The organism is Caulobacter sp. GW821-FHT10A10 (assembly GCF_059415745.1).
Genome location: NZ_JBWKNV010000004.1, coordinates 316,887 through 331,596, shown reverse-complemented (window position 1 = coordinate 331,596; position 14,710 = coordinate 316,887). Strand labels below are relative to the sequence as shown.

The following is a 14,710-nucleotide window of genomic DNA, read 5'->3' as shown; positions in this document are numbered from 1 at the left end:
CATGCAACGACGCGGATCACCGCGCGGGGGATAGACTTTTGACTCGTGTTTCCCAGACCCTGGTTTCCCAGACGCTCAAACGCTCGGCCTTCGCCGGCCTGCTGCTGGCCTGCGCCTCGGGCGCGGCCCTGGCCGCCGAACCGATCCCGACTGTCGAGGCGCCCGACGCGGCGCTCGACTCCGTGGACGGCGTCGTCGTCACCGGCGTGCGCGGCGTGCGCCGCACGGTCGCCGACAGCCCCGCGCCCATCGACGTCATTTCGTCCGAGCAGCTCACCGCCACTGGCAAGGTCGGCCTGAAGGAGGTGCTCAACACCCTGATCCCGTCGTTCAACCTGCCGGGCGTCAACGGCGGCGGCACCTCGTGGACGGTGCGGGCCATCACCCTGCGCGGCCTCAACGGCGACCAAGCCCTGTTCCTCGTCAACGGCAAGCGCCGCCACACCACCTCGCTGATCAACAACCTCGCCCGTGTCGGCCGCGGCGGCGTGCCGGTCGATCTGGACCTCATTCCCGCCAGCGCCATCGAGCGCATCGAGGTGCTGCGCGACGGCGCCTCGGCCCAGTACGGCTCGGACGCCATCGCCGGCGTCGTCAACATCATCCTCAAGAAGGGGACCGAAGGCGGCGAGTTCTCCTACACCGGCGGCCAGAACTATCTGGGCGACGGCGACACCCGCGCCGCCAGCCTGACCTGGGCCCGCCCCCTCGGCGAAGACGGCGGCTTCCTGCAGCTGGCGATCAACTGGAAGAACAACGAGGCCGCCTCGCGCGCCGTGCCCTCGCGCGCCCAGTACCTCTACCAGCCCACCGTCACCACGACCGGCGGCGTGACCACGGTCACCCCCGACGCCCGCGACGCCACCGCCGACCGCTACTACTGGGGCGCCAGCTACGGCCCGGGCGAGGAAGACATCATCGCCACGGCCTACAACGCCGAACTGCCCTGGCGCGACCTGACGCTCTATTCCAGCGGCACGGTCAGCCACCGCGCGTCGAAGAAGGTCACCGGCAGCTTCCTGCCCAACCTCGAGGCCGTCTCGGGCGTCACCGCCGGCCGGCCGCTGAACCGCAACTCGCTGCCCGAGGTCTATCCAAACGGCTTCAACGCCCTGCGGCGGATCTTCGAGCTCGACTGGCAGACCAGCTTCGGCGCGCGCGGCGAAAAGGCCGGCTGGTCGTGGGACGCCTCGACCACCTTCGCCCAGGACCACGCCCAGCTCGACGGCGAGAACACGCTGAACGCCACCCTCGGCCCCGACAGCCCGACCTATTTCCACCTGTCGACCCACCAGTTCCAGCAGTGGACCAACAACCTCGACGTCACGCGGGAGTTCGCCGGGATCCTGCCGCATCCGCTGCAGGTGTCGTGGGGCCTTGAGCACCGCTACGAGCACTTCCTGATCGAGGCCGGCGACGAGGCTTCGTACGTCGTCGGCGACTACGTCATCCCGGCCGGCCAGCCGTTCGCCGGCCTGCGTCCCAACCCGGGCCTGTCGTCCTACGCCGGCACCGCGCCCGAAGACGCCGGCTCGACCTCGCGCCACTCCTACGCCGTCTACGCCGACCTCGGGACCGACCTGACGGAAAACTGGTACGTCGGCGCCGCGCTCCGCCACGAGCGCTACACCGGCGACGTCGGCGAGACGACCAGCGGCAAGCTGACCACCCGCTGGGAGTTCCTGCCCGGCTACGCCCTGCGCGCCACGGTCAGCAACGGCTTCCGCGCCCCGTCGCTGGGCCAGAGCATCTTCGCCACCTCGACCATCTCCGGCAGCCTCTGCCCGGCCGCGCCCAACAACACCTTCCGCGGCGCCGCCTGCACGCCCGGCGAATACCTGACCTTCCCGACCAAGGTCCTGCGCACCGACAGCGCCGAGGCCAAGGCCCTGGGCGCGACGCCGCTGAAGCCCGAGACCTCGACCAACTACAGCTTCGGCATCACCGCCGAGCCCCTGGCCCGCCTGCGCCTGACGCTGGACGCCTACCAGATCGACATCGACGACCGCATTGTCGACACCAGCAACCTCGACCTGTCCGTGACCCAGCTGCAGTCGCAGGCCGCCCTGGTCGGCCTGCTGGCCCGCTTCCCGCAGGGCCTGACGGCGACCTACTACACCAACGCCGTCTCGACCCGGACGACGGGCGTCGACTTCGTGGCCGAGTACGGTCTCGACCTCGGCTCGGTCGGCAAGCTGAACCTCAACGCCGCCTACGCCTTCAACAAGACCAAGGTCCGCGACGTCATCGAGACGCCGGCCATTCTCAAGGCGGTCAATCCGAACCTCGTGCTGTTCGACCGCCAGAAGATCTCGGACCTGACCCGGGGCACGCCGCGCGAGAAGATCGTGCTGGGCGCGGTCTGGAGCCGCCAGACCGTCAGCGCCAGCCTGCGCGCCACCCGCTACGGCGAGTACACCGAGGCCGGCACCTCGGCGAGCCTCGACCGCACCTTCAGTCCCAAGTGGGTGGCCGATCTCGACATCGCCTGGGACGTGCGGCCGACCACCAACATCGCCATCGGCGCCAACAACCTGTTCGACCAGCACCCCGACAAGATCGGCATCGTCAATTCCGATCAGGGCACGCTGCAGTACGGCCTGTTCTCGCCCTTCGGCATCACCGGCGGCTACTACTACGCCCGCCTGACCCAACGCTTCTAAGGGGAGGGCGGCATGCAAAGACGCCAGCTCATCATCGGTCTCGGCGCGCTCGCCGGTCTCTCGTCGGGTCTCGCCGCCTGCGGCAAGGGCGACGCGGCCGCGCCGCTGAAGGTCGGCAGCCAACGCGGCAGCACCAAGGCGGTGCTGATCGCCTCGGGCGCGCTCGAAGGCGTGCCCTACAAGATCGAATGGAGCGAGTTTCCCGCCGCCCAGCCTCTGCTCGAGGCCCTGGGCGCGGGGGCGGTGGACCTGGGCGAGGCCGGCGACGCGCCGTTCCTGTTCGCCTACGCCAGCGGCGCCAAGATCAAGGCCGTCCAGGCGGGCCAGAGCGGCGGCGGCTCGACCGCGATCCTGGTGCCGAAGGACGCGGCCATCCGCACGCCCGCCGACCTCAAGGGCAAGAAGATCGCCACGGGGCGCGGCTCGATCGGCCACTACCTGCTGCTGCGGGTGATCGAGAAGGCGGGGCTGAAGCCGTCCGACATCTCGGTGGTGTTCCTCAGCCCGGGCGACGCCAAGGCCGCCTTCACGGCGGGCTCGATCGACGCCTGGGTGACCTGGGGCTCCTATGTCGCCCTGGCTCGGTTGCACGACAGCGCCCGCATCCTGGCCGACGGCGAGGGCGTGCTCAGCGGCAACGGCTACGAGGCGGCCAGCCTCAAGGCCATCGAGACCAAACGTCCCCAGATCGAGGACTTCCTGCGTCGCCTGGCCAAGGCCCGGCGCTGGGCGATCGCCAACCCCGACGCCTTCGCCGCCGTCCTGTCCAAGGAGACGGGCCTGTCGCTGGACGTGGCGCAGTACACCGTCCGCTACTACCGCTTCGCCCCCGTGCCGATCGACGACGGTTCGGTGGCCGAGGCCCGCGCCGTGCTCGACCATTTCCGCAGCGCCGGGGCGATCACCTCGACCCTCGATCCGGGCGGCGCCTTCGACCGCTCGTTCAACGGAACGGTCGCCGGATGAGCGCGGATTTCGAGACGCCGCATTGGGAGACCGACGTCCTGGTCATCGGCGGCGGCCTGGCCGGAACCTGGGCTGCGATCGCCGCCGCCCGCGAGGGCGCGCGGGTGATCCTGGCCGACAAGGGCTGGTGCGGAACGAGCGGCGTCACCGCCACCGCCGGCCCCGGCCACTGGTGGGTTCCGCCGGAGCAGCGGGAGGCGGCCGTCGCCGACCGCTTCAAGCGCTCGCTGGGCCTGGGCGATCCCGACTGGATGGCCCGGATCATCGACCTCACCTGGACCAGCCTGCCGCAGCTGGCCAAGCACTACGCCTTCACCCAGGACGACAAGGGTCAGACCTATTACCGAGGCCTGCGCGGTCCCGAATACATGCGGGCCATGCGCGCCTTCGCCCTGGAGGCCGGGGCGACCATCCTCGACCACCATCCGGCCCTGGAACTGCTGACCGACGGCGACGGCGTCGTCACCGGCGCGGCCGGGATCGCCCTGCGCGGCGAGCGGCCGTGGACCATCCGGGCCGGGGCGGTGGTGCTGGCCACGGGCGGCTGCGCCTTCGCCTCGCGTCTGCTAGGCGCGGCCAACAATACGGGCGATGGCCTGCTGATGGGCGTCGAGGCCGGGGCCGACGTCTCGGGCATGGAGTTCGCCAACTACTACACGGCCATGCCGGCCGGCACGAACATGGCCCGCTCGATGAGCTTCGCCTTCGCCCGCTGGTTCGACGAAGCCGACAACGAACTCGACATCCCGCCGGGACCCGATCCATCGCCGCACCTTGCCCGCGCCCTGCTGAAGGGCCGGCTCTATTGCCGGCTAGACCGCATCCCGCAGGATATCCGCGAGGTGATGCCTCAGGTGCAGCCTAACTTCGTGCGGCCCTTCGCCCGCTTCGGGATCGACGCCTATGCCGAGCGCTTTGAGGCGACCCTGGTCTCCGAGGGCACGGTGCGCGGCATCGGCGGCCTGCGGGTCACGGACGCGCTTTGCCAGACCGCCGCGCCCGGCCTGTTCGCCGCCGGCGACGCCGCCAGCCGCGAACTGGTCACCGGCGCGATTTCGGGCGGCGGGGCGGTCAATTCCTCCTGGGCTCTGTCGTCGGGCCAGTGGGCCGGGCAGGGGGCGGCGCTGTTTGCTCGCACCCGCGCCGCCAAGGCCGGCGAGCGCCTGCGCCACATCGGCCAGGCTGGGCTGCGGCCCACCAGCCGCTCGGCCGATGTCGATCTGGCGGCCGCGCGTCAGGTCGTCCGCGACGAGATGGGCGCCTACGACCGCAACATCTTCCGCACCGGCGTCGGACTCGAAGCCTCGGGCGAAAAGCTCGACGACGTCTGGCGCGAGATCGCCGCCCATGCCGGTGGCTGGGGCAGGGAACTGCTTCGCGCCCGCGAGACCGCGGCCCTGACCGCCGCCGCCCGCTGGAGCAAGGCCAGCGCCCTGCTGCGCCGCGAGAGCCGGGGCATGCACCGCCGCGAGGACGCCCCAGGCCTGGACCCGCGCCTGGCCTCGCGCCAGCGCGCCCATGGCTTCGATCGCGTGGTCACCCGCTTCGAGGGCGCCCGCCCTGAAGCAACAAGGCTGGAGGAGGTCGCATGATCGAGGTCGTGATCGACGACCGCTGCGGCGGTTGCGGCGACTGCGTGGACGTCTGCCCCAGCGACGTCCTGGCGCGCGGGCCGGGCGGCAAGGCGGTGATCGCCCGCCAGGCCGACTGCCAGACCTGCTACCTGTGCGAGCTCTACTGCCCGGAAGACGCCCTGTTCGTCTGGCCCGAAGTCGACCGTGTCGCCGGGCTCACCGCGCAGCAGGCCCTGGCCACCGGCGACGTCGGCGGCTTCCGGCGCGACAGCGGCTGGGACGAGCACGCTGGCGCCCACACCAACCAGCACTGGCGCATGGGGGCGATCTTCGAGCGCGCCCGCCTGATGGCGATCGCGGACGCGGACGCCGCCCAAGGGGGCGCCAAAACCGCTCGAGACGAAAACGGGAGGACTTCATGAGCCATCAGACCCTGCGCGAGCGCCTGGCCGCTCTGCATGCCGAACGCGTCCGCACCTGGGAGCCGGCCGCGCTGAAGATCAACATCGACCAGCGCGCCCGCCTGGTCGAGGCGGCCGACCCCGACGCCTGGGTCAAGGTCGGCGACAAGGTCGCCCCCTTTGTCCTGAAGGACGTCGAGGGCGGCGACCTGACCCTGGAAGGCCTGACCGCCAAGGGCCCGGCGGTGCTGATCTTCTTCCGCTTCGCCGGCTGCCCGGCCTGCAACATCGCCTTGCCCTACTACGAAGAGACCCTGGCCCCGGCCCTGAAGGCGATCGGCGCGACCCTGGTCGCCGTCAGCCCGCAGGTTCCCGAGCGCCTGGGCGAGATCCGCACGCGCCACGGCCTCAGCTACAAGGTCGCCGCCGACCTGGGCAATGAGCTCGCCCGCCGGTTCGGGGTCACCTACGTCGCCGACCAGGCCAGCCAGGACGCCCAGCGCGCCAAGGGCAGCTTCATCGGCGACGTCACCGGCACAGGCACCTGGGAACTGCCGCAGCCGGCCGTGGTGGTCATCGACCGCGCCGGCGTCGTCCGCTTCGCCGACGTCAGCCCCGACTGGCTGGCCCGCACCGAAGCCGACCCCATCATCGCCGCCGTGCGAGCGCTGACCCCCGCTCCGGCGGCGGTGTGAGGCTAATGATCCTCCCCCTTTGGGGGAGGTGGCCCGAAGGGCCGGAGGGGGGCCGTTTTCAGCTTCCGAACCGGCGGCCATCCCTCCACCCGTAAAATCCCCGCGAAAGCGGGGACCCAGGCTTTCTACCGCCCCCAAATCCTGCCTCCCTCGCCCTTGTAGCGAGGGCCCATGCCAACGACCGCTCAGACCTCGGCCGTCCCTGATCGGTCTGAGCGGCTGAACGATGGATCCTGGGCACAAGGCCCAGGAAGGCGGTGTTTGGGTGTGGCGAAGGCCGTGAACGCACGCTGCTCACACGGCGTAGTCGAGAAAGAGTCCCACAAACTCAACGCTCTACAACTTTATAAGCCCAACTTACCCCCACCCGCTCAAACCACCCCCATAATCATCCCCATCCCAGCCATGGGGAGGGCTCTTGGTACCGGCCCGAGTTAGCGGCTGTGGATCGCATCGAGCGGGGCCGCTTGGGGCGTCATGGGAAGGGCGGGTTTGCAGGATCGCTCAGAAGGCGTGATTGGGCCGCCAAGCCGTTCCGTGACGAGACAAGCGGGTCGACAGGGTCGGGATCGCTAAACCGGCCTAACAGGATCAGCCGAGGCCGCCGCCGGATCACCGCGGGGCTGTTGGTCCTGCCCGTCCGGGGGAAAGGCTGGGCCTTGGGTTGAAACAACACCCGCGCCTCTGGCCCCTCCGAGACAAATGATGCGGCGGAGCGGTCTGACGAAGCCGAAACGCTAAACCACATCACGGTCTCCGGGCTCCGCCCGGCCGCTCCGCGCCTCCCCATCCACTGCCGCCGAAAAGCGGGAGATCGAAAAGCCGTGTCTACGGATCAAGGAACCTCCCCCTGTGGGGGAGGCGATCGCGGAGCGATCGGTGGGGGGAGTTCTTGGGAAATCGGCCGCCGCCCCGGAAGCTGAAACCGGCCCCCCACCGGCCTTCGGCCGCCTCCCCCACAGGGGGAGGTTCCTTGGGGCGCCGCCCCGCACTTGAGCCCTTCCAATTCCCATGCCTACAGTATGGTAACGTCGTTCTCGAAGCGGCGAAGTCCGTGGGAGGACGCCATGAACGCCTTGACCCCGATCTCCGCGGGCGACGCGCCAGACTATGCCGGCCTGACCGTCACCCCCGCCGGGCCGGTGCTGGGCGCCGAGATCTCCGGCCTCGACCTGACCAGGCCCCTGGTGCCCGAGATCGTCGCGGCCATCCGCGCGGCCCTGCTGCGTCACAAGGTGGTGTTCTTCCGCGACCAGGACATCAGCCACGAGGACCACGTCCGCTTCGGCCGCTATTTCGGCGACCTGGAGGGCCATCCGGTCACCGCCCACGTGCCGGGCTTTCCGGAGATCCTGCATATCGAGGCGGCCGATGGCATGAAGCTGCGCGAGGCCATCGTCCCGATCGTGCGGGCGGCCAACAAGTGGCACACCGACGTCACCTTCCGTCCCGCGCCGTCCATGGGCGGGGTCCTGCGCGCCCGCACCCTGCCGCCGTCGGGCGGCGACACCCTGTTCGCCGACACCGCCGCCATCTACGCCGACCTGCCCCAGCCCCTGAAGGACAGGCTGGCCGGGCTCCAGGCCGAGCACGACATCCTGCAGAGCTACGGCTACCGCATCGACGAGGCCAAGCGGCAGGAACTGCGCGCGGCCTATCCGCCCCAGGCCCACCCCGTGGTGCGCACCCATCCCGAGACCGGGCAGCCGCACCTCTTCGTCAACAAGGTCTTCACGACGCGGATCCTCGGCCTGCCCGAGGACGAGGCCGCCGGCCTGCTGGCCGAACTGCTCGACCGGGTGAAGTCGCCCGAATACCAGGTGCGCTTCCGCTGGAGCCCGAACGCCATCGTCTTCTGGGACAACCGCGCCACCCAGCACTACGCCGTGCTCGACTACTGGCCGGTGGAGCGCGTCGTCGAACGGGTGACGATCAAGGGCGATGTTCCATATTTCCAAGCCTGATCAGGGGCTTGAGAGCATCTCGTTGGATCGGGGGCAGGGCGCTTCGTAAGCAGGCTTACGTCACCTTCAGCCAACGGAACGGCCCGATGTCCCAGCCCCGTCAACTCAAGCTCGGCTTCATCCTGCACGGGGTCGGCCCCGGCTGGGGCGACTGGCGCCATCCCGACGCCCATCCCGGCGCCAGCACCGACTTTTCGTTCTACAAGCGCCAGGCCCAGGTGGCCGAGGCCGGCAAGTTCGACTTCCTGTTCGTCGCCGACAGCGTCTACATCACCGAGAAGTCGAGCCCGCACTATCTCAACCGCTTCGAGCCGCTGACCATCCTGTCGGCCCTGGCCGGCGCCACCAACAACATCGGCCTCGTGGGCACCCTGACGGTCAGCTACAGCGAGCCGTTCAACGTCGCCCGCCAGTTCTCCTCGCTCGACCACATCAGCGGCGGCCGGGCCGGCTGGAACGTCGTCACCTCCTGGCTGGAAGGCAGCGCCGCCAACTACAGCCGCGAAAAGCACTACGCCCACGACGTCCGCTACCGCCTGGCCGGCGAGTATCTCGACGTCGTCCAGGGCCTCTGGGATAGCTGGGAGGACGATGCCCTGACCTTCGACAAGGCTGGCGGCCAGTTCTTCGACCCTGCGAAGCTCCATACCCTCGACCACAAGGGCGAGTTCTTTTCGGTGAAGGGGCCGCTGAACATCAGCCGCTCGCCCCAGGGCCAGCCGGTGATCTTCCAGGCCGGCGCCTCGGAGGACGGCAAGGCCTTCGCCGCCAAGCGAGCCGACGCCATCTTCGTCTCGCACGAGGACCTCGACGCCGCCCAGGCCTACTACAAGGACATCAAGGCCCGCGCCGCCGGCTACGGCCGCGATCCGGACCAACTGCACGTCCTGCCCGCCGCCCGCCCGGTGGTCGGCAAGACGGCGGAGGAGGCCGAGGCGCTCTACAAGGAGCTGACGCAGCTCGTTTCGCTCGACAACGCCCTGTCGATGCTGGCCCGGCCGTTCAACGAATACGACTTCAGCCAGCACGATCCCGACGGTCCGTTCCCGCTGGAGGCCGCCGCGTTCGGCGCCAATTCCAACCAGAGCGCCGTCAATCGCATCGTCGACGCCGTAAAGGCCGAGAACCTGACCCTGCGCGAGACGGCCCTGCGCTTCGCCACCCCGCGCGGCCACTTCGTCGGCGCGCCCGAACAGGTCGCCGACAGCCTGCAGGCCTGGTTCGAAAGCCGCGCCTCCGACGGCTTCGTGCTGTTCGAAAGCCTGCCGGGCCAACTGGAGGTCTTCGTCGAACTGGTCGTGCCGATCCTCCAGGCGCGGGGCCTGTTCCGCACGGACTACGAGGGAACCACGTTCCGCGAGAGCCTGGGGATCGACGTCCCCGCCAACCGCTACGCCGCGACCCTCGCCGCCGCCGAATAGGCGACGCCGAGACCGGGACTTGGGCCGCCGCGCGGCGATGCGCGGCGGCCTTTCGCGTCATCAGGGCGTGACCGTCAGCACGCCGTCCACATAGGTGATGGCGTAGTTCGACAGGCCCGCGCCCGCCGCGTCGCTGGCGACGACGGCGTAGTCGCCGGCCGCCGCTTCGGCCGGCGCGCCGTCCGAGGCCAGGGCCACGGTCGAGACGCTGTCGCCATTGACCAGACCCGAGACGCTGTAGCCGTCGAGCACGGCTGTCTCGCCATAGACCTTGGAGGCGTCCGAGGCGGTGATGGTCAGGCTGGCTGGAACCACGGTCAGCTTTCCGTCGACATAGGTCACCACATAGTTCGACAGGCCGGACCCGGTGGCCCCGCTGGCGGTGACGGCGTAATCGCCCACCGAGGCGGTGGCGACCGAACCGTCCGAAGCCAGGGTCACGGCCTCGACCGTGTCGCCGTTGACCAGGCCCGAGACGTCGTAGCCGTCGAGCACGGCGGTTTCGCCATAGGTCTTGGAGGCGTCCGAGGCGGTGATCGTCAGGCTGGCCGGAACCACGGTCAGCTTGCCGTCGACATAGGTGACGACATAGTTCGACAGGCCCGAGCCCGCCGCGCCGCTGGCCGTGACGGCGTAGTCGCCGACGGAGGCCGTGACCGCCGCGCCGTCGGACGCGAGGTCCACCGACGAGACGGTGTCGCCGTTGACCAGGCCGTTGGCGGTGTAGCTCAGGGTCGCGGTCGCGCCATAGGTCTTGGTGGCGCCGCCCGCCGTGATCGTCAGGGTCGCCGGAACCACGGTCAGGGTCCCGCCGACATAGGTCACCACGTAGTTCGACAGGCCCGAGCCGGTCGCGCCGCTGGCGGCGACCGCGTAGTCGCCGACCGTGGCGGTGGCGGCCGAGCCGTCGGAGGCCAGGGCCACCGATGAGACGCTGTCGCTGTTGAGCAGGCCAGAGACGCTATAGGTCAGGCTGGCCGTCTCGCCATAGGTCTTGGAGGCGTCGCTCGCCGTGATGGTCAGCGAAGCCGGAACCACGGTCAGGGCGCCGTTCACATAGGTGACGACGTAGTTCGACAGGCCCGAGCCGGCCGCGCCACTGGCGGTGACGGCGTAGTCGCCGACCGAGGCGGTGGCGGCCGAGCCGTCCGAGGCGAGTGTCACGGTCGAGACGCTGTCGCTGTTGAGCAGACCAGAGACGCTGTAGCCGTCCAGAGTGGCGGTATCACCGTAGGTCTTGGAGGCGTCGCTCGCCGTGATCGTCAGGCTGGCCGGAACCACGGTCAGCTTTCCGTCCACGTAGGTCACGACATAGTTCGACAGGCCCGAGCCGGTCGCCGCGCTCGCGGTGATGGCGTAGTCGCCGACCGAGGCCGTGGCGACCGAGCCGTCCGAGGTCACGCTCACCGTCGAGACGGTGTCGCCATTGACTAGGCCCGAAACGCTGTAGCCGTCGACCACGGCCGTCTGGCCATAGGTCTTGGAGGCGCTGGACGCCGTGATCGTCAGGGCGGCCGGATCGACGCTCAGGGTTCCGTCGGCATAGGTGATCACGTAGTTCGACAGGCCGGTCCCGGTCGCCGCGCTGGCCGTGATCGCATAGTCGCCGACGCTCGCCGTGGACGCTGTCCCGTCCGAGGCCAGGGCCAGGGCCGTGATGGAGTCGCGGGCGGCGAGGCCCGTGGCCGTGTAGGTCAGGCCGGCGGTCTGGCCGTAGGTCTTGCTGAGGCTGTTGGCCGCGATCGTCAGCGAGGCCGGCGTGATCGTCAGGGTGGTGTCGGCCCCATAGACGATGTCGTAGCCCTGCTGGTTCGAATAGAGGCCGGTGATGCCGGTCGCATAGGTCCCGACGTCCAGCGCCGAGGCGCCGGCGCCCGACGCCTTGGCCGTACCCAGCACGACCGCCCCGTCGATCGAGGTGGTGTAATCGATCGTGGTGTCGAGCAGGCCGTTATAGACCTTGGTGGTGGCCACGGGCGTGACGGTCAGGGTGGTGAGGAACCGGCGCAGCAGCGGCGTGGTGTAGCCCTCGTAGATCCGCCAGGTGCTGCTCGTGCCGCCGCTGGCGTCGAGGCTCCAGCCGACGGCGGTGTAGGTCGACGCCTTCATCAGGTCGGCCAGGCTCTTGCCGTAGACGTTGGCATAGCGGGCGGCGGCGGTGTTGGTCCCGCCGACGGCGATCAGGGTCGGGTTCGCGGTCGTGTTCCAGAAGCTGTAGTAGGCGTAGCTGCTGAGGCTGCCCACGAGGCCGCCGGCGCCCGTGCTGCTGGCGCTCGTCACCTTGCCCAGGGCGTAGGAGTAGTAGATCCGGGCGCTGGACGAGCCGGCAAGGCCGCCTGCGCTGCCGCCCGAGGTCACGTCGCCTGTCGCGTAGGTGTTGGTCAGGGTGCTGTCGGTGTAGCCGACGAGGCCGCCGGCCGCGCCGCCGGTGGCGACGACGTCGCCCGTGGCGTAGGAGGCCGTGATGGTCCCGCTGTTGTTGGCGATCAGGCCGCCAGCGTAGTTGCCATAGACGGTGACGTCGCCGGTTGCGTAGAGTCCGGTGATGTTGGCGGCGTTCCAGCCCATAAGGCCGCCGCCATAGGCGGTCGCCACCACGTCGCCCGTGGCGTAGGAGCTGCTCACCCCGGAGGAATTGTAGCCGACCAGACCGCCGACATACTGCTCGCCGGATGTGTAGCTCGACGAATGGGAACTGGTGATCGCGCCAGTGTTGGAGCCCACGAGGCCGCCGATATAGTTGCCGCCCGAGACATCGCCGCTCGATGAGGATTCGGTGATCACGCCGGCCGAGCCGTTGAACCCGACCAGACCGCCGGTGCGGGCCAGGCCGTAGATCGCGGCCGAGGCGGAGGAATACTGGATCGTGCCGGTGTTCGAGCCCGCGAAGCCGCCGTTGTAGTTGCCGGCGCCATAGACCGTGCCGCTCGCGCTGGAGGTCGTGATCGTACCGCTGTTGGAGCCGACGAAGCCGCCCGCATATGAGTTGGCGGCGGAGGCCGAGGTGTTGCTGTCGGCGTAGCTCGTTTCGATCCAGCCTGCGTTGGTTCCCACCAAGCCGCCCACTGTCGAGGAACCGCTGACGGTCGATGTCGCCCAGGTGTTGATGATCGTCCCACCGTTGCGGCCGGCCAGGCCGCCGATGCCGCTGCCCGTGCCCGTGACCACGCCGTCGGCCCAGCTGTCGCTGATCGCGCCGCCGTTGTTGCCGACCAGGCCGCCGATGTAGGCGCCGCCGCTGACCGTCGCCCAGGAGCCGCTGCCGGTCAGGACGCCGCCTGTCCCGACGAAGCCAGCGACGCCGCCGGCCCATTGAACGGACGACACATTGCCTGTCACCGTGACGTTGCTGATCTTGCCCAGGCTGTAGCCGACCAGACCGCCCACATAGTAGTTGCCGGTCATCGAGACGTTGATCAGGTCGATGTCGCGCAGCACGCTGGTCGCGGAGCCGTAGGCGACCAGGCCGACATAGTCGACGGTCGTGTCGGTGGTAGTCAGGTTGCTGACCGAATGGCCGAAGCCCGCGAGCGTGCCGGTGAACTTCGCCGAGCCGCCGGTTCCGATCGGATCCCAGGTGATGCCCGCCGTGTCGATGTCTTCGGCGAGGGCGTAGTAGCCCGACGAACCGACGGCCATCAGCGCGGCCGCCGTATGGATCAGCGTATAGCTGGTGCCGTTGATCTTCAGACTGGCCGAGGTGCCGGCCAGGGTGACGCTGGCGCCGTCGGCCACCGAGTAGTCGCCGCCGTAGGTCAGGACCAGGCCGGAGGTGGTCCCGGTGGCGGTGACGTCGGCGTTGAAGGCGATGTTGCGCACCGCGGTCAGGGTCAGGATCGTGCTGGCGGTCCAGCTCACCGCGTCGTTGACGAACAGATCGCCCGAACCCTCGGTCGCGCCGGCCGTGCTGGCGATGGTGACGTTGGTCGTCGCCAACTGGGCCGACAGGGCCGCGCCGGTGATGTCGCCGCCGCTGGCGGCGATGGTGAAGTCGGTCGGGTCGATCAGCCAGGAGCCCGTCGTTCCGTCGGCCGCCAGGGTGGTGATCGTCGCGTCGTCGGCCACGCTCACGGTCGCCGCCGAGGTCTCGATGAAGCCGCCGTCGCCGCCGTTCGGCGCCGAGGCGTCGAGCACGCCGCCGACCTGCACAGTCCCGGTGTCGGCGTCGGCCAGCAGCAGGATGCGGCCTTCGTGCTCGCCGATGGTGCGGGCGCGCACGGTCCCGGTGTTGGACACCACCGACGAGACGGCTTCGCCGGCCGCCTGGGCGGTCATCACCACCTGGCCGCCGTCGGCGATGATCATGCCGCCGTTGCTGACCAGGGTGGAGACGGTGGCCGGGTCGACCTCGACCGACAGCAGGCCGTCGGCGCCGGCGTTCAGGCGCACCGACTGGCCGGCCGCCAGCACGGCGTTTCCGCCCGTCGTCGTGATCGCGCCGGTGTTGACCACGCTCGCGCCGATCAGGGCCACGCCGCCCGCGCCGGCGTTGATGGTCCCCGCGTTGGTCACCGCGCCCGTGGCGCCGTCCAGCGTGAAGACGTCCGAACTGGCGTTGAAGTCGTCATCGTCGATGTCGGCGGTGGTGGCGATCAGGCCGCCGACGTTCACCTGGGCGTTGGAGCCGAATAGGATGCCATTGGGATTGACTAGATAGACCGAGCCGTTGGCGCTCAGCGCGCCGTCGATGGTGCTGGCGCCGGCGCCGACCACGCGGTTCAGCGTCACCGAGCTGGTCGAGGGCTGCAGGAAGGTCACCGAGGCCTGCGCGCCGATATCGAAGCTGTTCCAGTTGATGATCGCCCGGTCGGTGCTCTGGCTGACCGTCAGCGCGCTGGCGGACGTGTCGATCGTCGCCGAGCCGGAGGTCACCACCCCGCCCGTCGGCAGGCTGGCGGCGTCGAGCGCCAGCGCCGAGGTTCCGGCGAACAGGGCCATCAGGCCCAGCGTCATGCCGACCCGGTTTCTCGTACGGACGAAACCCGTCGATCGGGTTTGCTTCGTGCCCATGTGATCAGCCCCCTTA

8 protein-coding genes are annotated in these 14,710 nt (G+C 69.7%); 7 read left to right on the top strand and 1 reads right to left on the bottom strand.

The window, feature by feature from the left end; all coding sequences use genetic code 11:
- The first annotated feature begins 38 nt into the window (after window positions 1–38).
- The 7 genes from AC07NS_RS13550 (at window position 39) to AC07NS_RS13520 (ending at window position 9,684) form a co-directional block, all read left to right on the top strand.
- On the top strand, window positions 39–2,663 hold the full coding sequence (locus AC07NS_RS13550) for a TonB-dependent receptor plug domain-containing protein (protein WP_494603978.1): 2,625 nt from the start codon (window positions 39–41) through the stop codon (window positions 2,661–2,663).
- A gap of 12 nt (window positions 2,664–2,675) precedes the next feature.
- Window positions 2,676–3,629: an ABC transporter substrate-binding protein gene (locus AC07NS_RS13545; RefSeq protein WP_494603977.1), complete on the top strand. Its 954-nt coding sequence runs from the start codon at window positions 2,676–2,678 to the stop codon at window positions 3,627–3,629.
- Window positions 3,626–5,221 (top strand): FAD-binding protein, encoded by a 1,596-nt coding sequence (locus AC07NS_RS13540; protein ID WP_494603975.1) that lies wholly within the window; start codon window positions 3,626–3,628, stop codon window positions 5,219–5,221. Before AC07NS_RS13545 ends, AC07NS_RS13540 begins: the two co-directional genes overlap by 4 nt.
- Window positions 5,218–5,625, top strand: coding sequence for a 4Fe-4S dicluster domain-containing protein (locus tag AC07NS_RS13535; protein ID WP_494603973.1), 408 nt, complete (start codon window positions 5,218–5,220; stop codon window positions 5,623–5,625). Before AC07NS_RS13540 ends, AC07NS_RS13535 begins: the two co-directional genes overlap by 4 nt.
- The gene (locus AC07NS_RS13530; protein WP_494603971.1) at window positions 5,622–6,299 is read left to right on the top strand and encodes a peroxiredoxin-like family protein; all 678 of its coding nucleotides are present in this window, start codon (window positions 5,622–5,624) and stop codon (window positions 6,297–6,299) included. Before AC07NS_RS13535 ends, AC07NS_RS13530 begins: the two co-directional genes overlap by 4 nt.
- Before the next feature lie 1,067 nt (window positions 6,300–7,366).
- Window positions 7,367–8,263 (top strand): TauD/TfdA dioxygenase family protein, encoded by an 897-nt coding sequence (locus tag AC07NS_RS13525; RefSeq protein WP_494603969.1) that lies wholly within the window; start codon window positions 7,367–7,369, stop codon window positions 8,261–8,263.
- Between the two features lie 86 nt (window positions 8,264–8,349).
- Window positions 8,350–9,684 (top strand): LLM class flavin-dependent oxidoreductase, encoded by a 1,335-nt coding sequence (locus tag AC07NS_RS13520; protein WP_494603967.1) that lies wholly within the window; start codon window positions 8,350–8,352, stop codon window positions 9,682–9,684.
- A 60-nt stretch (window positions 9,685–9,744) separates the two neighbouring features.
- Here the strand turns inward: AC07NS_RS13520 and AC07NS_RS13515 are convergent, their stop codons facing one another.
- Window positions 9,745–14,694 carry a beta strand repeat-containing protein gene (locus tag AC07NS_RS13515; RefSeq protein WP_494603966.1) on the bottom strand — a complete coding sequence of 1,650 codons (4,950 nt, stop codon included), beginning with the start codon at window positions 14,692–14,694 and terminating at the stop codon, window positions 9,745–9,747.
- Between the last annotated feature and the right edge of the window lie 16 nt (window positions 14,695–14,710).